Source organism: Streptomyces sp., assembly GCF_035563135.1.
In the GTDB taxonomy this organism is placed as follows: Bacteria; Actinomycetota; Actinomycetes; order Streptomycetales; family Streptomycetaceae; genus Streptomyces.
In genome coordinates this window covers 1-19512 of record NZ_DATMVN010000776.1, presented here as the reverse complement: position 1 = coordinate 19512, position 19512 = coordinate 1, and the positions used below count along the sequence as shown (strand labels likewise).

Here is a 19512-nt window from a genome sequence, read left to right as displayed (position 1 = left end):
GGACGACGCCGGCCAGTGCCACCCACCACCACGTGTTCATACCCCGACCGTACCGGCGCCCGGCGGCACCCCGGCCTTCCATCGAACCGGTGACAGCACAGGTGAGTTCCCCCACAACGGCAGGCGGTGGAGGAGCGACCGGCGGTTTCGCGCCTTACGCTCGACGGACCGCACGAACCCTCCCCGTTCCCACGTCTCGGAGGTTCACGCTCCATGAAGCTCACCGTCGTCGGCTGCTCCGGCTCCTTCCCGTCCGCGGGTTCGGCATGCTCGAGCTACCTCGTAGAGGCCGACGGCTTCCGGCTGCTCCTCGACATGGGCAACGGCGCCCTGGGCGAGCTGCAGCGCCATGTAGGTCTCTACGACCTCGACGCCATCTTCCTCAGCCACCTCCACGCCGATCACTGCATCGACATGTGCGCGTACTTCGTCGTCCGTTACTACCGCTTCGACGGCGGGCGCCCCGCCCCGATCCCCGTGTACGGCCCCGAAGGCACCGAGCAGCGGCTCACCACGGCCCACGCCGACACCCCGTCCGACCACGCGATGGGCGAAGTCTTCGACTTCCACACGCTGAAGTCCGGATCGTTCGAGATCGGCCCCTTCTCGGTCCGCACGGAGAAGCTCCGCCACCCCGTCGACACCTTCGGCATCAGGGTCGAGCACGCCGGACGCGCCCTCACGTACTCCGGCGACACCGGCACCTGCGACGCGCTGGCCGAACTCGCCGAAGGCGCCGACCTGTTCCTGTGCGAAGCATCGTTCATCCATGGCAAGGAGGACATCCCGGACCTCCACCTCAACGGCCGCGAAGCAGGCGAGTACGCCGCACGCGCCGGAGCGGGACGCCTCGTCCTCACCCACATCCCCCCGTGGACGGACGCCGAACGCAATCTCACCGACGCACGCGAGGTCTACGACGGACCGGTCGAACTGGCGGTGCCGGGCGCGGTCTACGAGGTCTAGGACCCCCGGCCGTGCAGAGGCCCCCACCTCCCGTGCGGGAGGTGGGGGCCTCTGCGTCGCGGGCGGGGCCGGACTACTTGGCCTCGGCCTTCTGGAGCTCGGCGAGCTCCTCGTCGGACTCACGGCCCGGCGTCGGAAGGTTGAACTTCGTGATCGCGAAGCGGAACACCACGTAGTAGACGACCGCGAAGCACAGGCCGACCAGCACCAGCATCCAGGGCTTCGTCGCGATGCCCAGGTTGAGGAAGAAGTCGACCGCGCCGGCCGAGAAGCCGAAGCCGTCCTTCATCCCCAGCCCCCACGTGAGGGCCATCGAGACGCCGGTCAGCACCGCGTGGATCGCGTACAGCACCGGAGCGATGAACATGAACGTGAACTCGATCGGCTCGGTGACACCCGTCACGAACGCGGTGGCGGCGAGCGAGAACATCATGCCGCCGACGACCTTGCGGCGCTCCGGACGGGCACAGTGGACGATCGCGAGGCAGGCGGCCGGGAGGGCGAACATCATGATCGGGAAGAAGCCGGTCATGAACTGTCCGGCGGTCGGGTCACCGGCCAGGAAGCGGTTGATGTCGCCGCTCTTGCCCTCGTACGAACCGGCCTGGAACCACGGGAACGAGTTCAGCAGGTGGTGCATGCCGACGGGGATCAGCGCACGGTTGGCGACACCGAAGATGCCCGCACCGACCGCGCCCGAACCGACCAGCCACTCACCGAAGTTGTGCAGCCCGGTGCCGAGCACCGGCCAGATGTAACCGAAGACGATGCCGATCAGCAGACCCGCGAACGCGGAGAGGATCGGGACCAGACGGCGGCCGCCGAAGAAGCCGGCCCAGGCGGGCAGCTTCGTCCGGTAGAAGCGCTGGTACAGCAGGGCGACGACTATGCCGATCACGACACCGCCGAGGACACCGGCGTTGACCGGAGCCTCGTTCATGACGATCTTGCCGTCCACCACGCTCGCGACCTTGGGCAGGTTGCTGTCGGTGAACGTGGCGAGGACGTTCTTGAAGACCAGGTAGCCGGTGACCGCCGCGAGGGCGGTGGAACCGTCCGACTTCTTGGCGAAGCCGATCGCGATGCCGACGGCGAAGAGCAGCGCCATGTTGTCGAGGATCGCGTTGCCGCCCGCCGCCATGAAGCCGGCGATCTTGACGACGAAGTCCGGGAACGAGTCCCGCCCCAGCATGTCCGGGTTACCGAGACGGACCAGGAGCGCGCCCGCAGGCAGCACGGCGACCGGCAGCATGAGGCTGCGGCCGATGCGCTGCATGACGGCCATGACGCCCGCGCCCTTCTTCTTCTCGGGTGCCGCCGCAGCGGTATCCGTACTCATCAACTTCCTCCATGGGGCAAGGTGCCGCCCATGTCATTGATCGAAGGGAGGCGGCGACTTGAGGAACGCGGCGGGAAAACGCACGCGTGGTCTGGACCACTCAGTGGTGTAGACCAGTTTTAGCACGGTGTGGGTTGGATAAGGAACCTGCAATTACCTCACGATTGCCGCGTAGTCCCACCGCCACCCTGGGTGACACGGCGAAGGCCCCCGGACCGTCAGGTCCAGGGGCCGCGCGAAGGGCTGGGAAGGCCTCTACTTCGTGAGGTCGTCCTCGATCTTCTTCTCCTCCTCCAAGGGCTCACGCCCGGGGGTCTGGAGGTTGAACTTCGTGATCGCGAACCGGAAGACCACATAGTAGATCACCGCGAAGCACAGCCCGATCGGGATGATCAGCCACGGCTTCGTGTCCAGATGCCAGTTGACGACGTAGTCGATCAGCCCGGCCGAGAAGCTGAACCCGGCGTGCACACCCAGCGCCCACGTCACACCCATCGACAATCCGGTCAGCACTGCGTGGACGCCGTACAGCAGCGGCGCGACGAACATGAACGAGAACTCCAGCGGCTCCGTCACACCCGTCACGAAGGACGTCAGCGCCACCGACACCATCAGGCCCGTCACCTCCTTGCGCCGCTCCGGCCGCGCCGTGTGCGCGATGGCCAGGGCCGCGGCGGGAAGGCCGAACATCATGATGGGGAAGAACCCCGACGTGAACTGGCCCGCCGAAGGGTCCTCCGCGAAGAAGCGGGAGATGTCCCCCTGCACGGTGCTTCCGTCGGCCCCGGTGAACTCACCCGCCTGGAACCAGAAGAACGTGTTCAGGAACTGGTGCATACCGATCGGGATCAGCAGCCGGTTCGCGAAACCGAAGATGGCCGCCCCCCACGCGCCGAGATCGATCAACTGCTTGGAGAACCACGTCAGCGCGTCACCGACGGGCTGCCACAGCAGGCCGAACAGCACGCCCAGGATCACGCAGAGGAACGCCATGAGGATCGGCACCAGGCGGCGCCCGTTGAAGAAGCCCAGCCAGTCGACCAGCTTCGTGCGGTGGTAGCGCTGCCACACGACCGCGGTGAGCAGGCCGATGAGAATGCCGCCCAGGACCCCCGGGTTCTGGGGCTCACCGTCGGGGAGCGCCTTCGTCACGCTCCCGTCCACGGGGAACGCCGCCAGCACACCCCGGTAGACGAGGAAGCCGACGACGGCGGCCAGCGCCGTCGAGCCGTCCGCCTTCTTCGCGAAGCCGATCGCGACACCGATGCAGAACAGCAGGGGCAGCCCGACGGTGCCGTCCAGGATGGCGTTCCCGCCGCTGAGCAGGACCTTGGAGGTCTTGTTCCAGAAGGCGCCGCCCAGATAGGAGTCGAAGAGGTTGCCGAGGCTGACGAGGAGGCCCGCCGCGGGCAGGACGGCCACCGGCAACTGGAGGCTGCGACCGACCTTCTGCAGCCCCTGGACCGGCCCGTTCCACCACTTCCGCTGCGGTTCTGTCGCCGCGTTCGCACTCATCGGCATCCTCCCGGAACACCTCGGGTTTGGCGGTCGTCGGAAACTGGTGTAGACCAGTTGAGGTACGGTGCGGAGCCCCGCCGGAAGGCAGGGCGCCGGTGATCGTCATCATTGGGGACCGCGCGGCTACCCGCCCGCGAAGTTGGGCCAACCGTGCGTTAACGTGACGAAACGGACCCATGGTGGGCCGCCCCACGCACGCACAGACCAGGGAGAAGGACATGGCCAGCAAGGCTGAGAAGATCGTCGCCGGGCTCGGCGGTATCGAGAACATCGACGAGATCGAAGGCTGCATCACCCGCCTCCGCACCGAGGTCCACGACCCCAGCAAGGTCGACGAAGCCGCGCTCAAGGCCGCCGGAGCCCACGGCGTCGTCAAGATGGGCACCGCGATCCAGGTCGTCATCGGCACCGACGCCGACCCCATCGCCGCCGACATCGAAGACATGATGTGACCGGCTGACCAGCCGGCCCCACCAAGGTCCGCACCGCAGGCCCCGCTCCCCGCCCCCACCGGCGGAGCGGGGCCTGCGGTGCGTCCGCAGCCCACCGCGCCCTCCACCGCGCCTTCCACCGCCCCCTCCACCCGAACGGACCCGGCCCTCCCAGCCGATAGGCTCGACGCCATGTCTCGTATCGACGGCCGCACCCCCGAACAGCTCCGCCCCGTCACCATCGAACGCGGATGGAGCAAGCACGCCGAAGGCTCCGTACTCATCTCCTTCGGCGACACCAAAGTCTTCTGCACCGCCTCCGTCACCGAAGGCGTACCGCGCTGGCGCAAAGGCAGCGGCGAAGGCTGGGTCACCGCCGAATACTCCATGCTGCCCCGCTCCACCAACACCCGCGGCGACCGCGAATCCGTACGCGGCAAGATCGGCGGCCGCACCCACGAGATCAGCCGCCTCATCGGCCGCTCCCTGCGCGCCGTCATCGACTACAAGGCCCTCGGCGAGAACACCATCGTCCTCGACTGCGACGTCCTCCAGGCCGACGGCGGCACCCGCACCGCCGCCATCACCGGTGCCTACGTCGCCCTCGCCGACGCCATCGCCTGGGCCCAGGGCAAGAAGATCATCAAGCACGGTCGCAAGCCCCTCACCGGCACCGTCGCCGCCATCAGCGTCGGCATCGTCGACGGCGTCCCCCTCCTCGACCTCTGCTACGAGGAGGACGTCCGCGCCGAGACCGACATGAACGTCGTCTGCACCGGCGACGGCCGCTTCGTCGAGGTCCAGGGCACCGCCGAAGCCGAACCCTTCGACCGCAACGAACTCAACGCCCTCCTCGACCTCGCCACCGCCGGCTGCACCGACCTGGCCACACTCCAGGAAGCAGCACTCGCCCGCACACTCGGCGAGTAAAGAAGCAACCAAATCGGCAGCGCACAGCGTCGTAACCGGTACGGGCGCACGGGTCGAACCGTGCGTCCGTCCACGCATCCGCCCCCGGGGAGGGACCGCACCATGGCCTCGCGCCGCCACCACCGCACCGCACTCGCCGTCACGGCCACCCTGCTGACCCTGACCGCCGCCACCGGCTGCGCCGCCGTCGACAAGGCCATGGACTGCGTCCGCACCGCCGACGCCATCGCCACCAGCGTCGACAACCTCCAGCAGGCCATCTCCGCCGCCTCCAACGACCCCACCCAGGCCTCGGAAGCCCTGGACCAGATCGACAAGGAACTCAAGGACCTCGGCGACACCACGGACAACGCCGACCTGAACAAGGCCGTCGACGACCTCCAGGCAGGCGTCACCAACGTCCGCGGCTCCATCGAGAAGGGCGACGCGACCCCCGACATCACCCCGGTCACCGACGCCGCCACCGAGATCGGCAAGGTCTGCGCCCCGTGACCGTGCGGCGATAATCGACGCATGACGCGCCTGATCCTCGCCACCCGCAACGCCGGGAAAATCACCGAACTCCACGCGATCCTCGCCGACGCGGGCCTGACGTACGACCTCGTCGGCGCGGACGCGTACCCCGACATCCCCGACGTCAAGGAAACCGGCGTCACCTTCGCCGAGAACGCCCTCCTCAAGGCCCACGCCCTGGCCCGGGCCACCGGCCACCCGGCGATCGCCGACGACAGCGGCCTCTGCGTCGACGTGCTCGGCGGGGCCCCCGGCATCTTCTCGGCCCGCTGGTCCGGCGCCCACGGCAACGACAAGGCCAACCTGGACCTGCTCCTCGCCCAGCTCGGCGACATCTCCGACCCCCACCGCGGGGCCTACTTCACCTGCGCCGCGGCCCTGGCCCTCCCCGACGGCACGGAACGCGTGGTCGAGGGCCGTCTCGAAGGCACCCTGCGCCACACCCCGGCCGGCGCGTACGGCTTCGGCTACGACCCGATCCTCCAGCCGGAGGGTGAGACCCGGACCTGCGCGGAGCTGACCCCGGCGGAGAAGAACGCGATCAGCCACCGTGGCAAGGCATTCCGGGCGCTGGTACCGGTGGTGCGGGAGCTGGTGGGCTGAGTCTCCAGATGCAGAACGGCCTGCGCATCGATTTCTTCGATGCGCAGGCCGTTCGTGGTGCGGCGGAAGGGATTCGAACCCTCAAGCCGTTTCACGGGCCACAGATCCTAAGTCTGCTGTGTCGCCATTGCACCACCGCCGCTAGCCGCCTGTCATCGTACCGGGCGGGCTGTCGAGGTGGTAAGTGAGTCTTGAGGGTGTGCTGGTCGGCGTGTCCCCCTCGGCACCACGTGCTGGTGATGGCGTGGCAGTTCGGGCACAGGAGCCGAAGGTTCTCAGCCCGGTCATCGCTCCAGCCGCCGTTGATGCCGTACGCCTTGATGCGCCGGCTGATGCTGGTGCGGTGGTCCCCCACCGCATCGAGGCCGAGGCGGTGAAGCACCTCGCACGGAGCAACGAACCGGTAATCGGGTGGTCACGTCCGGAACGCGGCGGGACAGGGAAGGGCCCGTACCGCTTCGGGGGAAAGCGGTACGGGCCCTGGTGCGGGGTGGGTCAGAACTTCGGGTCCGGGCTCTGGGCCTGGACCAGTTCCGCCGCTTCCTCTTCCGTCTCCACCGAGGGCGGGGAGCCGGCCAGGGGCTGGTTGGCGGTCTCCTTCATGCAGACCACCGCGATCACGCCGACCAGGGCCGCCGCCATGGCGTAGTACGCCGGCATGAGGTTCGTGCCGCTCCAGCTGATCAGAGCTGTGATCACCAGCGGGGTCGTGCCGCCGAAGAGTGAGGTCGAGAGGTTGTAGCCGACCGACAGGGAGCCGTAGCGGACGTTGGTCGGGAACAGGGCCGGGAGGGCGGCGGACATCGTGGCCTGCATGCAGACCAGGGAGAGACCGAGCATCAGCATGCCGATGACGATCGCCGGGATGCTGCCCTGGCGGATCAGCAGGAAGGCCGGCAGGGACAGGAACAGGAAGCCGAGCATTCCGGCCATCAGCAGCGGCTTGCGGCCGAAGCGGTCGGAGAGCTTGCCGAACCGGTTGATGACCAGCATCAGGAAGACCATGACGGCGATCAGGACGAGCAGGCTCCGGGTCTCGCTGTAGCCGAGTTCGTCGGAGAGGTACGTCGGCATGTACGACAGCAGCATGTAGACGTTGATGTTGTACGCGCCGACCAGGGCGATGCAGAGGATCAGTGTCGGCCAGTACTGGCGGAAGATCTTGGCGAGGTCGCCCTTGGCGGTGGACTCGACGTGGTCGGCGGCCTCCGTGGCATGGGCGGTGCCGCCCTCCAGCTTCTGGAAGGCGGGGGTCTCGTCCAGGCGCAGCCGCAGGTAGAGGCCTACGAGGCCGAGGGGGCCGGCGACGAGGAAGGGGATGCGCCAGCCCCAGGACTCCATCTGGCCGGTGTCCAGGAGGGCGTACAGGAGGGTGACGAGGCCGGCGGCGCCGACGTAGCCGGCCAGGGTGCCGAATTCGAGGAAGCTGCCGAAGAAGCCGCGGCGCTTGTCGGGGGCGTACTCGGCGATGAAGGTGGAGGCGCCGCCGTACTCGCCGCCGGTGGAGAAGCCCTGGAGCATGCGGAACAGGATGAGCAGGGCCGCGGCCCAGATGCCGATGACGTCGTGGGAGGGGATGAGGCCGATCGCGAAGGTGCTGACGGCCATGAGGATCATGGTGAGGGCCAGGACCTTCTTGCGGCCGATCTTGTCGCCCATGGGGCCGAAGAACATGCCGCCGAGCGGGCGGACGAGGAAGGCCACGGCGAAGGTCGCGAACGACGAGAGGAGCTGGGTGGTGTCGTTCCCGGAGGGGAAGAAGACGTGCCCGATGGTGACGGCCAGGTAGGAGTAGATGCCGAAGTCGAACCACTCCATGGCGTTACCGAGTGACGCCGCCTTGACCGCACGCTTGACCGCCTGGTCGTCGGTGACGGTGATGTCGGTCCGACGGAGGCGGGGGTTCTGGCGCTTGCGGATGGCGCGGAAGAGCGCCGGATGGCGTTTGACCGCCTCAGGGTCGGCCGCCTGGTGGGGATCGGAGGCCGCCATGGCCGGTTCCTTTCGTCGAACGGTGTTCCAGGAAAGGCTTCTGCGCGGTCATGGCGGTCGCAAACCGAATCAGTGGTCGATTGCGATCTCGGTCACATCTTTTTCGGCCAGGATCCTCACGAACCGGGTTCAGATGGCGAGGTCCTTGATGATCTTGGCGACGTGGCCGGTCGCCTTGACGTTGTAGAGGGCCTTCTCCACCTTGCCCTCTTCGTCGACCACAAACGTGGAGCGGATCACGCCCGTCACCACTTTGCCGTAGAGCTTCTTCTCGCCGAACGCGCCGTAGGCCTCCAGGATCTCCTTGGAGGGGTCGCCGACCAGGGTGACCTTGAGGTTCTCCTTCTCGCGGAACTTCGCGAGCTTCTCCGGCTTGTCGGGGGACACGCCGATGACGTCGTAGCCGGCGTCGGCGAGGAGGTCCAGGTTGTCGGTGAAGTCGCAGGCCTGCTTGGTGCAGCCGGGGGTAAGGGCTGCGGGGTAGAAGTAGAGGATGACCTTGCGGCCCTTGTGGTCCGCGAGCGAGACCTCGTTGCCGTCGGCGTCCGGAAGGGTGAAGGCGGGGGCGGTGTCGCCGGTCTGGAGTCGCTCGCTCATGTTTCTCCTCGAGTGGCACGCGGGCTGTGTGGCACCGAGCGTAATAGGGGGTGCCGCCGGGTGTGGGGGCGGCCGAGCTGACAGACTGTCGATGAAGGTTTACCCGACGACGACCACGGAGGCGGCGCAGTGTCGGATACCAGGACCCCTGCGCAGATCGAGGCGGACATCATCAGCAGGCGTGCGCAGCTTGCGGTGATGCTGGACGAGATCGGGGTGCGGATGCACCCGAGGACGATGATGGGTGACGCGAAGGCCAGGGTCGCGTCGACGGTGGACCGGACGGCTGGACGGGCGTTCGTCGCGGTCAACCGTTCGGTCTCGGATGTGAAGGCCCAGTTCGTGGCCGAGGACGGTTCGCCGCGGTTGGAGCGGGTGATTCCGGCGGCGCTGGTGGTGGCCGGTGCGGTGGCGTTGCTGACGGTGTCCGCGCGGCGCAAGCGGCGCTGAGGGCGGTCGCGGACGGGCCCTGGGGCGTGTGGAGCGGTCCGGGGCAGGTAGGTTTCGTGGCGTGAGCGACAACGGCATGAGCAACACCGACGACAAGCTGCCGATCCGGATGCTGCACGACCGTGTGCTGGTCCGGTCCGATTCGCCCGAGGGCGAGCGGCGGTCGGGCGGCGGCATCCTGATTCCGGCGACGGCGGCTGTCGGCCGACGTCTGGCGTGGGCCGAGGTGGTCGCGGTCGGCCAGAACGTGCGGACCGTGGAGCCGGGGGACCGGGTGCTGTACGACCCGGAGGACCGTGCCGAGGTCGAGGTGCGGGGGGTGGCGTACGTGCTGATGCGGGAGCGGGATCTGCATGCGGTGGCGGCGGACCGGTTCGAGGGGTCGGTGGATTCGACCGGCTTGTATTTGTAGGCAGGTGTGGGGTGAGCGGGCCTGGTGACTGTTGTCACCAGGCTTTTGGGCTGTTTGTTGCTACGGTGGTGTGATCCCGACGAGACGCGCCGTACCGGGTTTCCGCAAAGACGACGCACCCGTGTTGTTCGTGTGTTTCGTCGTGGAGGTGCCGTCGTGGCGTGGGTTCTGTTGATCGTTGCCGGTCTGCTGGAAGTGGGCTGGTCGATCGGGATGAAGTTCACCGAGGGGTTCACCCGGCTGTGGCCGAGTGTGTTCACCGGTCTGGGGATCGTGGCCAGCATGGTGTTGCTGTCGCAGGCGGCGAAGACGCTGCCGATCGGGACGGCGTACGGCGTGTGGGTGGGGATCGGTGCGGCCGGTGCGGCGGTGCTGGGCATGGTGGTGCTGAACGAGCCGGTGACGGCTGCCCGTATTTTCTTCGTCTGTCTGCTGCTGGTGGCTGTGGTGGGGTTGAAGGCGACGTCGGGGCACTGAGGGTTCAGGGACGGGCGGGGCCGGGGGTGGTGGGTTCGCCTCCGGCGGGTCTCGGTCCGGTGGGTTCTCCGGCGGGCCTTGCTCCGGTGGGCTTTGCGGCGGGTTTCCGTTCGGTGGGTTCTCTCGATGTGTTCTTCCGGTCGGAGGGTTTGCCGGTGGCGGGTTTCCTCGTGTCGGTTTTCCGGCCGCCGGTGGCGCGCGGGGGCGCGTGGGCGGGGTTCCGTGGGGCCGGGGTGTCGCCGGTGGTGTCCGGTGTGCGGGGGCGGGGGCCGTCCCGTTCTTCGCCCGGTCTGCGGGGGCCGGTGGTGTTTCCGGCTTCTTCGACGTCCTCGCCTTCCGTGCTTTCGTCGGGGGCGGGCTCTTCGGGGCCTTCTTCGGCCTCCAGCTGGAAGCCCTGCACCTCGCTGCCTTCCAGGGCGGCCCGGGTGTAGGCAGCCCAGGTCTGGGCGGGGGCGCCGCCGCCGTTCATGCGGGCGAGGCCGAGTGCGCCGTAGAGGGGTTTCTGGACGCCGGTGTCGGGGTCCTGGCCCATGACGGCGATGACGGTGGCGAGGTCGGGGGTGTAGCCGGCGAACCAGGCGGCTTTGTCCTCCTCGGCGGTGCCGGTCTTGCCGGCGGCGGGGCGGCCCGCGGCCTGGGCGGCGGTGCCGGTGCCGCCGTCGACGACGCTGCGCAGGACGGAGGTGGTGGTGTCGGCGGCTTTGCGGCTGATGGCTCTCCGGGTGTTCCTGGTGGGGAGGCCGAGTTCGGTGGCGTTCTTGCTGATCTTGGTGACGAGGGTGTGGGGGCGTTGTCTGCCGTGGTCGGCGAGAGTGGCGTAGGCGGAGGCCATGTCGAGGACGCTGGCGGTGGCGGGGCCGAGTGCGATGGAGGGGGACGCGGTGAGGTCGGGGGTGTCCTGGGGGATGCCGAGGGCGATGGCGGTGTCCTTGACGGCGTCGGGGCCGACGTCCTGGGCCATCTGGGCGTAGACGGCGTTGACGGACTTGTCGGTGGCTTCACGGACGGTGATGGAGCCGTAGTCGACGTCGTCCTCGTTGGCGGGGGCGTAGCCGGTGGATCCGGTGGCGCTCTGGACGGTGCGTTTGTTGTCGCCGTCGTAGCGGGTGTTGGGGGTGATGGTGCGGTTCTTCTGTGTGGTGGACCTGTTGGCGAGGGCGGCGGCGAGGACGAAGGGTTTGAAGGTGGATCCGACCTGGTAGTCGCGGCGGGTCGCGTTGTTGACGTACTGCTTCGTGTAGTCGATGCCGCCGTAGAGGGCGACGACGTGGCCGGTGGTGGGGTCGATGGAGGCGCCGCCCGCGCGGACGTTGCGGTCGGCTTCGCGTTCGTCGCTGGTCTTGGACAGGACGTTGTCCTCGACGGCTTTGACGAGGGCGTCCTGTTTTTTCTTCTGGAGGGTGGTGGTGATGCGGTAGCCGCCGGTGGAGAGGGTGTCCTCGTCGATGATCTTGTTGTGGGTGAGGTGGTCCTCGACGGCTTGGACGATGTAGCCGCGCTGGCCGGAGAGTGCGGTGGCGGGCTTGGCTTCGCCGGGGACGGGGAAGGTCATGTCGTCGCGGTCGGCGGGGGTGAGCCAGTCGTGTTCGACCATGCCGTCGAGTACGTATTCCCAGCGGGCGTGCACGGCCTTCCTGTTCTCGGGGTGGGCGATGACGTCGTAGGAGCTGGGGGCGTTGAGGAGGGAGGCGAGGTAGGCGCCTTCGCCGGTGTCGAGGTCTTCGACGTCCTTGCTGTAGTAGGCGTGGGAGGCGGCCTGGATGCCGTAGGCGTTGCGGCCGAAGTAGCTGGTGTTGAGGTAGCCTTCGAGGATTTCGTCCTTGCTCTGTTCGCGGTCGAGTTTGATGGAGATGAAGAATTCCTTGGCCTTGCGGACGACGGTCTGTTCCTGGCCGAGGTAGTAGTTCTTGACGTACTGCTGGGTGATGGTCGAGCCGCCCTGTCTGCCTTTTCCGGTGAGGGTGTTCCAGCCGGCGCGGAGGGTGGCTTTGATGTCGATGGCGTCCTCGGAGTAGAAGTCGCGGTCCTCGGCGGCGAGCACGGCGTGCTGGATGGTGCGGGGGATGCGGTGGAGGGGGACGTTCTCGCGGTTGATCTCGCCGTCGCGGGCGATGACGGTGCCGTCCTCGTACAGGTAGACGTTGGACTGGGCGGTCGCGCTGGCGTTGGCGGCGGGGATGTCGATGGTCTGGTAGCCGGCGATGAATCCGCCGACGAGGAGCAGTGCGAGGAGGAGTGCGCCGCCGAGGGCCGTGCGCCAGGTGGGGAGGGCGCGGCGCCAGCCGGTGCGCTTGGGCCGCTCGGGGTGTTTTCTGCGCCGCTCGGGGGTTTGTGCGCCGTTCGGGTGCCGGTGGCCGGGGGTCCGGGGTGCGGCCGAGGGGTCTCGGGGGGGCCGGCCCCCGGAGTCCTGCTGACCAGGGTCTCCGCCGTGCTGCGGTGGCTCGTGGCTCATCACTGTGAAGGCTCCTCGACTGCGGATGATTTTCCTATAGTGCACTTTTCGGGCGGCCAAGCTCCGGATCCTCCACGGAAATGGGGTCGCGGCGGCCGGTCGCGGCGGACTAGGGTCGTGCGCTTTGGTGGAAAGGGGGGCGAGGTGCGGCTCTATGCCGTGGTGGCGGCGGGTGGGTTCCGGCGGCATGCCACCTATCGGGTGGCGACGTTCGCGGGGGTGTTCACCAACACCGTCTTCGGTTTCATCCTGGCGTACACCTACACCGCCCTGTGGGACGAGCGGCCGCATCTCGGCGGCTACGACATGTCTCAGGCGCTGACCTATGTGTGGCTGGGCCAGGCGCTGCTGATGACCTGCGCGATGATGGGCGGCGGCTTCGAGGACGAGCTGATGGAGCGGATCCGTACGGGTGACATCGCGGTCGACCTGTACCGGCCCGCCGATCTCCAGCTGTGGTGGCTGGCGGGGGACCTGGGCCGGGCGGCGTTCCATCTGCTGGGGCGCGGGATCGTGCCGATGGTGCTGGGGGCCCTGGCCTTCGACCTGGCGCTGCCCGGTTCGCCCTGGAGGTGGCTCGCCTTCCTGGTGTCCGTGGCGCTCGGTGTCGTGGTGAGTTTCGCGGTGCGTTTCCTGGTGGCGCTCTCGGCGTTCTGGCTGCTGGACGGGGCGGGGGCGATGCAGATCGCCTGGCTGACCGGGCTGTTCTTCTCCGGGATGCTGCTGCCGCTTCCGCTGTTCCCCGGTGTGCTGGGGGAGGTGGCGCGGGTGCTGCCGTGGTCGTCGCTGCTCCAGGTGCCGGCCGATGTGTTCCTCGGCAGGTATCCGGGCCGGGAGCTGCTACGGGCGTACGCCTTCCAGGCCGGCTGGGCGGTCGTACTGCTGCTGGCGGGGCGGTTGCTGCAGTCGGTGGCGACCAGGAGGGTGGTGGTCCAGGGTGGCTGAGGTCCGGGACGGGCGGGTGGTCCGGCAGCGGGAGACCGTGTCCGCCGGGCGGTCACGGCTGGTCGAGGGGGTGCGGGCGTACGGGCTGATCGTGGCGATGTGGCTGCGTTCGACGATGGCGTACCGGGCGTCGTTCGTGATGACGGCCGCCGGGAACTTCCTGGTGACGGGGTTCGACTTCGTCGCGATCATGCTGATGTTCGGGCATGTCGACGCGCTGGGCGGTTTCACCCTGCCGGAGGTCGCGCTGTTGTACGGGACGTCGGCGACCGCGTTCGGGCTGTGCGATCTGGTGCTGGGGTCGATGGACCGGCTGGGACGGCGGGTGCGGGACGGGACGCTCGACACGCTGCTGGTGCGGCCCGTCCCGGTGCTGGCGCAGGTGGCGGCGGACCGGTTCGCGCTGCGCAGGGTGGGGCGGATCACGCAGGGCCTGCTGGTGCTGGGTTATGCGCTGGGGACGCTCGACATCGCGTGGACGCCGCTGAAGGTGGTGATGCTGCCGCTGATGGTGCTGAGCGGTGCGGCCATCTTCGGGGCGGTGTTCGTGGTGGGCGCGGCGTTCCAGTTCTACGCGCAGGACGCGTCGGAGGTGCAGAACGCGTTCACGTACGGGGGGACGACGCTGTTGCAGTACCCGCCGTCGGTCTTCGCGACGGACCTGGTGCGGGGGGTGACGTTCGTGGTGCCGCTGGCGTTCGTGAGCTGGCTGCCGGCCCTGTACGTGCTGGGCCGTGACTATCCGGTCGGTCTGCCCGGGTGGGTGGCGTTCCTGCCGCCGGTGGTGGCCGCGGGGTGCTGGGTGCTCGCGGGCCTGGCGTGGCGGGCGGGACTGCGGGCGTACCGCAGTACGGGAAGCTGAGGAGTGGGCGTGGACGACAGGGACTTCATCGAGCTCGACGGTGTCGAGAAGGTCTTCGACGTGCGCCGCAGAACGGGCTTCCTGCGCCGTGAGCGGCGTGAGGTGCGGGCGGTGGACGGCATCAGTTTCCGGGTGCCGCGCGGTGAGATGGTCGGTTACATCGGCCCGAACGGGGCGGGCAAGTCGACGACGATCAAGATGCTGACGGGCATCCTCACACCGAGCGGCGGGCGGCTGCGGGTCGCGGGCATCGACCCTGCCAAGGAGCGTACGAAGCTGGCGCACCGGATCGGGGTGGTGTTCGGGCAGCGTACGACGCTGTGGTGGGACCTGCCGTTGCGTGACTCGTACCGGCTGATGCACCGGATGTACCGGATCCCGGACAGCCGCTACCGGGAGAATCTGGACCGCTGCGTCGAACTCCTCGATCTGGGGGCGTTGTTGGAGGTGCCGGTGCGTCAGCTGTCGTTGGGGCAGCGGATGCGGGGGGACATCGCGGCGGCGCTGCTGCACGATCCGGAGGTGCTCTATCTGGACGAGCCGACGATCGGGCTCGATGTGACCTCCAAGGCCAAGGTGCGGGGCTTCCTGCGGGACCTGAACGCGGAGCGGTCCACGACGGTGCTGCTGACCACCCATGACCTGACCGACATCGAGCAGCTGTGCGAGCGGGTGATGGTGATCGACCACGGCCGTCTGGTGTACGACGGTGCGCCGGCCGGGCTGCACGAGGTGGGCGGGAGCGAGCGCATGCTGGTCGTGGACCTGGAGCGGGAGCTGCCGCCGATCGAGCTGGGGCCGGAGTCCCCGGCGCGGGTGGTGAAGGTGGAGGGGCCCCGGCAGTGGCTGGCGTTCCCGGCGGCGGCGTCGGCCGCGCCGCTGGTGGCGCGTATCGCGGAGGGCTATCCGCTGGTCGATCTGTCGGTGCGGGAACCGGACATCGAAAGCGTGATCGCGAAGATGTACGTGTCGGGTTCCGCGCTCTAGGACCGTCCCGCGATCGCTCTATAGGGTGCGCGGTATGACAAGTGAAAACCCGGACATGCGTGCCTCCGACGCGGAACGTGAGCGGGTCGCCGAGGCCCTGCGGGAGGCCGTGGCCGAGGGCCGGCTGGAGATGGACGAGTTCGAGCAGCGGCTCGATGCGACGTACAAGGCGCGTACGCACGGCGAGTTGGTGCCGCTCGTCAGCGATCTCCCGGTGCCGGGTGCGGCTGTGGCGCCGGTGGCGGGCCTCGCGCCTTCGGCGCGCGGGGCGGCCTCGCCGGTGGACTGGTCACGGCGGATCGGTGGCCCCGCGACCTCGACGGGGGCGTTCGCCTTCTGGGGCGGGTTCGGCCGCAAGGGGCGCTGGACGGTGGGGCGGGTGTTCACCGCGTTCGCGATGTGGGGCGGCGGCGACATCGATCTGCGCGAGGCGGATTTCGAGGACCGCGAGGTCGTGATCCGCTGCTTCACCGTCATGGGCGGGATCCAGGTGAAGGTCCCGCCGAATGTGCACCTGCACGTCAACGGTGTCGGGATCATGGGCGGCTTCGACGAGCGGACGAAGGACGCCGGTGAGCCGGACCCGGACGCCCCGCGGGTGCGGGTGACCGGGTTCGCGCTGATGGGCGGGGTGGGCGTGGACCGCAAATGGAGCAGGGCGCAGCGGCAGCGTCTGAAGGAGGCGGAGCGGCTGCGCCTGCGGGAGCCGGACACGGGGGACGGGCGCAAGGGCCTCGGCTGAGCGGGGCTGTCCGCCGCACGGGGCGAGCTGCTCGCCCGCCGCGCGGGGCGGCTGCCCGGCCGTCCGGGTGCGCCGTCCGTGTGCCGTCCGCGTGCCGTCCGCGTGCGTCGTCCGCGCGTCGTCCGTGTGCTCCGTCAGCGCGCCGTTCGCGTCAGAAGACGTCGGACTTCGGCGTCCCGTCCACCGCACCGAGGTCGATGGCGTGGCCCAGGGCGCGGTAGCCGGCGTCGTTGAAGTGCAGCCGGTCGCCCGAGTCGTACTCGGGCAGGATCCGGTTCGGTGCGTAGGGGTCGCGTACGGCCCGGTCGAAGTCGAGGAACGCGTCGAAGATCCGGCCCGAGCGGATCTCCTCGTTGACCGCCAGGCGCACGCTGTCGCGTTCGGGTGTCCAGGTGCGGTAGCCCTTGAAGGGGGTCAGCGTCGCCCCGACGACCCGCAGCCCCTGGGCGTGTGCGCGCTCGGTGAGGGCCCGGAGCCCGGCCGTGATGCGCCGGGGGTCCGGCTCCTGGGGATACTGCTGCACGTCGTTGATGCCGAGCGCGATGATCACGGTCCTCGCTCCCGCGACGGACAGGACATCGCGCTCGAAGCGGTGGACGCCGCTCGGGCCGCCCACATTCCGCACCCCGTTCTTCGCGAGGGGGCTGTCGAGCAGGAGGCGGTTGCCGGCTATGCCCTGGTTGGCGATCCCGTAGGCGTGCCGGAGCCGGTCGGAGAGGACGTCCGGCCAGCGGCTGTCGGCGTCGGTGGTGGAGCCGCTGCCCGCCGTGAGGGAGTCGCCGATCACGACGATCGCACCGGGCGACGTCGTGTTGCGGACGTCGACGGCCGTCAGGTAGCGCCACCGGGTGGTGCTCCAGGTGCCGTCGTCGTCGGCCAGGTAGGACGTCTGATGGGTGTTGGGGTGCTGGGTGACGGGCCCGGCGGCGTACGGGGTGCGGAGTGTGACTTCCAGGTCGGCGTCGGGGGCGACGGGCACGGCCACGGGGTCGCTGACGACCTGCCGGCCCGCCGCGACGGTGACGGTGGGCAGTCCGCCGAAGGTCACCGGGCGGGTGTTGACGGCCGCCTGGTCGATGACGAGCGGGACGGTGCCGAAGAGGTTGGACAGGGTGATGCGGGCGGCGTCACCGCCGACACTGGTGTGCACGATGTTGCGGATGGTGCGGCCGGGGTAGCCCTGTCCGGTATGCGGTTCCGCGCTGACGGGGGCTCCGGTCCAGGTGGCGACCCAGCTACCGGTGGAGGTGGCCGGTGCGGCGGGATCGCGGGCCGCCGCGTGGGCCCCGGCCCCGCTGAGCGGTGCCCGTCGCTCCTCGGTGACGAGCGACGTACCGAACGCCACGGCGGCGGCGAGTGCGGCGGTGCCTGCGACGAGGGTGGTGAGCAGGGCATACCCCTGGCGCCTGGGCATCTGCGGTGATTCTCCTTGCGGTGTTCCGCCCGGTGTTCGGGCTGCTCCCATGATGCGACAGGCCCTGGGGAACTCGACGTGCGGCCCAGGAGTAGGTGAGGTAGGGACAATGCGTACGGCACGGCGTGACGCGTACGCGGACGGGTGGAGCGGATGGAACAGGACGCGGGACAGGGAACGGCATCCGGACCGGAGGACCACGGCTCCGGACGGCCCGGCGCCGCGCCGCCGGGCGCCGGCGGGACGGCGCCCTCCGGGGGGCCCGGTGAGCTCAAGGGACCCGGTGAGCCCGGGGGGCCCGGTGAGCTCAAGGGACCCGGTGAGCCCGGAGTGCCCGGTGAGCCCAAGGGGCCCGGTCGGCGGCCGGGGACGGTGGCGGGTGGCTTCGCGTACACCGCCGCCGATGAGGAGAAGCGGCGCGGAGTGCGCCGGATGAAGACCACCGCCACGGGTCTGCTCCTGCTCGTCGCGCTCGTGTACGTCCTCGCCACCTGGGCGGAGCGATCGGGTGTGAGCGGCTGGCCGGGCTACGTCGCAGCGGCTGCCGAGGCGGGGATGGTCGGGGCGCTGGCGGACTGGTTCGCCGTCACGGCGCTCTTCCGGCGTCCGCTCGGTCTTCCCATCCCCCACACCGCCATCATTCCCACCAAGAAGGACCAGTTGGGGGAGTCACTCGGTTCCTTCGTCGGGGAGAATTTTCTCTCCGGAGACGTCGTCCGTGACCGCATCCACGCCCTGGGGATCGGTTCGCGGCTCGGCGCCTGGCTCGCGGACCCGGAACACGCGGACCGGGTCACCGCCGAACTGGCCACCGCGCTGCGTGGTGCGCTGACCGTGCTGCGGGACTCCGATGTGCAGGCGGTCGTCGGGGAGGCGATCACCCGGCGGGCGAACGCGGTGGAAGTCGGCCCGGGGATGGGCAAGATGCTGGAGAAGATCGTCTCGGACGGTGGCCACCGCAGGGTTGTCGACCTCGTCTGCGTACGGGCGCACGACTGGCTGGTCCTGCACGGTGACTCCGTGATGGACGCGGTGCAGGGCGGGGCGCCCGGCTGGACCCCGAGGTTCGTCGACAAGCGGGTGGGGGAGCGGGTCTACAAGGAGCTGCTGCGCTTCGTCACGGAGATGCGTGACATGCCGGGCCATCCGGCACGCGACTCGATCGACACGTTCCTGACGGACTTCGCCGCCGACCTCCAGACGGACACGGACACCCGGGCCCGGGTGGAGCGGCTGAAGTCGGAGATCCTGGGCCGCGGTGAGGTCCAGGACGTCATCGCCTCCGCCTGGTCCTCCGTCCGTACGATGATCCTCGCGGCGGCCGAGGACGAGCGGAGCGAGCTGCGGCTGCGGGCCCGAGCCTCGCTGATGTCCCTGGGCGCCAGGCTGTCCACGGACGAGCGGCTCCAGGCCAAGCTGGAGGGCTGGCTGGAGGACGCGGCGGCCTATGTCGTCACGACGTACCGCGAGGAGATCACCTCACTGATCAGCGACACGGTGGCCGGCTGGGACGCGGACCAGACGTCGAAGAAGATCGAGGCGCACATCGGCCGCGACCTGCAGTTCATCCGGATCAACGGCACCGTGGTCGGTGCCCTGGCCGGCCTGGCGATCCATTCGGTCTCCCACGCGCTGGGGGGCTGACCGGAGGTGTTCCCGTACGCCAGGACGGGCACGCCCCGGGTCACGCGGGGAGCCGCCGCTGCCCGGTACGCACCCCGCAGCCCGTCTTCAGCCCCAGGGGCCGGACCGGCCGGACGCGGCACCGTGCCGCCGGGCGCGATGCCGTGTGCGGCGGCATGTGCCTGTCCCGGCGGGGCGCGCCGTCATCCGGTGGTGCGCCGCCTTCTGGTGGTGCGTGCTGTCAGCGGCCGGCCTTCGC

Annotated in this window: 19 protein-coding genes, 1 tRNA gene and 1 riboswitch; of the genes, 13 read left to right on the top strand and 7 right to left on the bottom strand. The window is 69.3% G+C overall.

Translation table 11 applies throughout. From position 1 onward, the window contains the following. The first annotated feature begins 213 nt into the window (after positions 1-213). Positions 214-966, top strand: a complete 753-nt coding sequence (locus tag VN520_RS34500) for an MBL fold metallo-hydrolase (RefSeq protein ID WP_325750890.1) — start codon at positions 214-216, stop codon at positions 964-966. 73 nt (positions 967-1039) lie between these two features. On the opposite strand, the gene VN520_RS34495 is transcribed toward VN520_RS34500, so the two are convergent. Together VN520_RS34495 and VN520_RS34490 are read right to left on the bottom strand one after the other, a co-directional pair. After that, a complete protein-coding gene (locus VN520_RS34495) occupies positions 1040-2305 on the bottom strand; it encodes a PTS transporter subunit EIIC (protein ID WP_325750889.1) in 1266 nt (421 codons plus the stop codon). A gap of 255 nt (positions 2306-2560) precedes the next feature. Further along, positions 2561-3820: a PTS transporter subunit EIIC gene (locus VN520_RS34490; protein WP_325750888.1), complete on the bottom strand. Its 1260-nt coding sequence runs from the start codon at positions 3818-3820 to the stop codon at positions 2561-2563. A gap of 221 nt (positions 3821-4041) precedes the next feature. Between VN520_RS34490 and VN520_RS34485 the strand changes: the two genes are divergently transcribed. From VN520_RS34485 to rdgB, 4 genes are all read left to right on the top strand, one after another. After that, a complete protein-coding gene (locus tag VN520_RS34485; RefSeq protein WP_014156020.1) occupies positions 4042-4275 on the top strand; it encodes a glucose PTS transporter subunit EIIB in 234 nt (77 codons plus the stop codon). A 171-nt stretch (positions 4276-4446) separates the two neighbouring features. Continuing rightward, positions 4447-5184, top strand: coding sequence for a ribonuclease PH (rph, locus tag VN520_RS34480; protein ID WP_325750886.1), 738 nt, complete (start codon positions 4447-4449; stop codon positions 5182-5184). A 102-nt stretch (positions 5185-5286) separates the two neighbouring features. Beyond that, positions 5287-5676 carry a hypothetical protein gene (locus tag VN520_RS34475; protein WP_325750885.1) on the top strand — a complete coding sequence of 130 codons (390 nt, stop codon included), beginning with the start codon at positions 5287-5289 and terminating at the stop codon, positions 5674-5676. Positions 5677-5697: 21 nt separating this feature from the next. Beyond that, complete coding sequence (rdgB, locus tag VN520_RS34470) at positions 5698-6300, top strand: RdgB/HAM1 family non-canonical purine NTP pyrophosphatase (RefSeq protein ID WP_325750884.1); 603 nt, start codon at positions 5698-5700, stop codon at positions 6298-6300. A gap of 55 nt (positions 6301-6355) precedes the next feature. Here the strand turns inward: rdgB and VN520_RS34465 are convergent. The 3 genes from VN520_RS34465 to bcp form a co-directional block, all read right to left on the bottom strand. Next, positions 6356-6442 (bottom strand) — tRNA-Leu (locus VN520_RS34465). A 353-nt stretch (positions 6443-6795) separates the two neighbouring features. Further along, on the bottom strand, positions 6796-8292 hold the full coding sequence (gene proP, locus VN520_RS34455; protein ID WP_325750883.1) for a glycine betaine/L-proline transporter ProP: 1497 nt from the start codon (positions 8290-8292) through the stop codon (positions 6796-6798). A gap of 129 nt (positions 8293-8421) precedes the next feature. After that, positions 8422-8889, bottom strand: coding sequence for a thioredoxin-dependent thiol peroxidase (bcp, locus tag VN520_RS34450; RefSeq protein ID WP_325750882.1), 468 nt, complete (start codon positions 8887-8889; stop codon positions 8422-8424). 129 nt (positions 8890-9018) lie between these two features. Between bcp and VN520_RS34445 the strand changes: the two genes are divergently transcribed. The 3 genes from VN520_RS34445 to VN520_RS34435 all read left to right on the top strand — a co-directional run bounded on the left by VN520_RS34445 (position 9019) and on the right by VN520_RS34435 (position 10228). Next, entirely contained in the window at positions 9019-9339 is a 321-nt protein-coding gene (locus VN520_RS34445) for a DUF3618 domain-containing protein (RefSeq protein ID WP_325750881.1), read from the top strand. A 76-nt stretch (positions 9340-9415) separates the two neighbouring features. Then, positions 9416-9751, top strand: coding sequence for a GroES family chaperonin (locus VN520_RS34440; protein ID WP_099173024.1), 336 nt, complete (start codon positions 9416-9418; stop codon positions 9749-9751). Between the two features lie 53 nt (positions 9752-9804). Further along, positions 9805-9871: riboswitch (guanidine-III (ykkC-III) riboswitch) on the top strand. A 36-nt stretch (positions 9872-9907) separates the two neighbouring features. Beyond that, a complete protein-coding gene (locus VN520_RS34435) occupies positions 9908-10228 on the top strand; it encodes a multidrug efflux SMR transporter (RefSeq protein WP_325750880.1) in 321 nt (106 codons plus the stop codon). Between the two features lie 4 nt (positions 10229-10232). Here the strand turns inward: VN520_RS34435 and VN520_RS34430 are convergent, their stop codons facing one another. Continuing rightward, on the bottom strand, positions 10233-12680 hold the full coding sequence (locus tag VN520_RS34430) for a transglycosylase domain-containing protein (protein ID WP_325750879.1): 2448 nt from the start codon (positions 12678-12680) through the stop codon (positions 10233-10235). Positions 12681-12824: 144 nt separating this feature from the next. On the opposite strand from VN520_RS34430, the gene VN520_RS34425 reads away from it, so the two are divergent. From VN520_RS34425 to VN520_RS34410, 4 genes are read left to right on the top strand one after another with little or no spacing between them, the layout of a single operon-like run. Further along, a complete protein-coding gene (locus tag VN520_RS34425; protein WP_325750878.1) occupies positions 12825-13625 on the top strand; it encodes an ABC transporter permease in 801 nt (266 codons plus the stop codon). Beyond that, positions 13618-14487 (top strand): ABC transporter permease, encoded by an 870-nt coding sequence (locus VN520_RS34420; RefSeq protein WP_325750877.1) that lies wholly within the window; start codon positions 13618-13620, stop codon positions 14485-14487. The genes VN520_RS34425 and VN520_RS34420 overlap by 8 nt, the downstream gene beginning before the upstream one ends. 9 nt (positions 14488-14496) lie before the next feature. Next, positions 14497-15474, top strand: coding sequence for an ABC transporter ATP-binding protein (locus VN520_RS34415; RefSeq protein WP_325750876.1), 978 nt, complete (start codon positions 14497-14499; stop codon positions 15472-15474). A 55-nt stretch (positions 15475-15529) separates the two neighbouring features. Beyond that, positions 15530-16216: a DUF1707 SHOCT-like domain-containing protein gene (locus tag VN520_RS34410; protein ID WP_325750891.1), complete on the top strand. Its 687-nt coding sequence runs from the start codon at positions 15530-15532 to the stop codon at positions 16214-16216. Positions 16217-16367: 151 nt separating this feature from the next. On the opposite strand, the gene VN520_RS34405 is transcribed toward VN520_RS34410, so the two are convergent. Beyond that, positions 16368-17630 carry an SGNH/GDSL hydrolase family protein gene (locus tag VN520_RS34405; RefSeq protein WP_325750875.1) on the bottom strand — a complete coding sequence of 421 codons (1263 nt, stop codon included), beginning with the start codon at positions 17628-17630 and terminating at the stop codon, positions 16368-16370. Between the two features lie 153 nt (positions 17631-17783). Between VN520_RS34405 and VN520_RS34400 the strand changes: the two genes are divergently transcribed. Beyond that, positions 17784-19274 (top strand): DUF445 domain-containing protein, encoded by a 1491-nt coding sequence (locus tag VN520_RS34400; protein ID WP_325750874.1) that lies wholly within the window; start codon positions 17784-17786, stop codon positions 19272-19274. Positions 19275-19512: the final 238 nt, after the last annotated feature.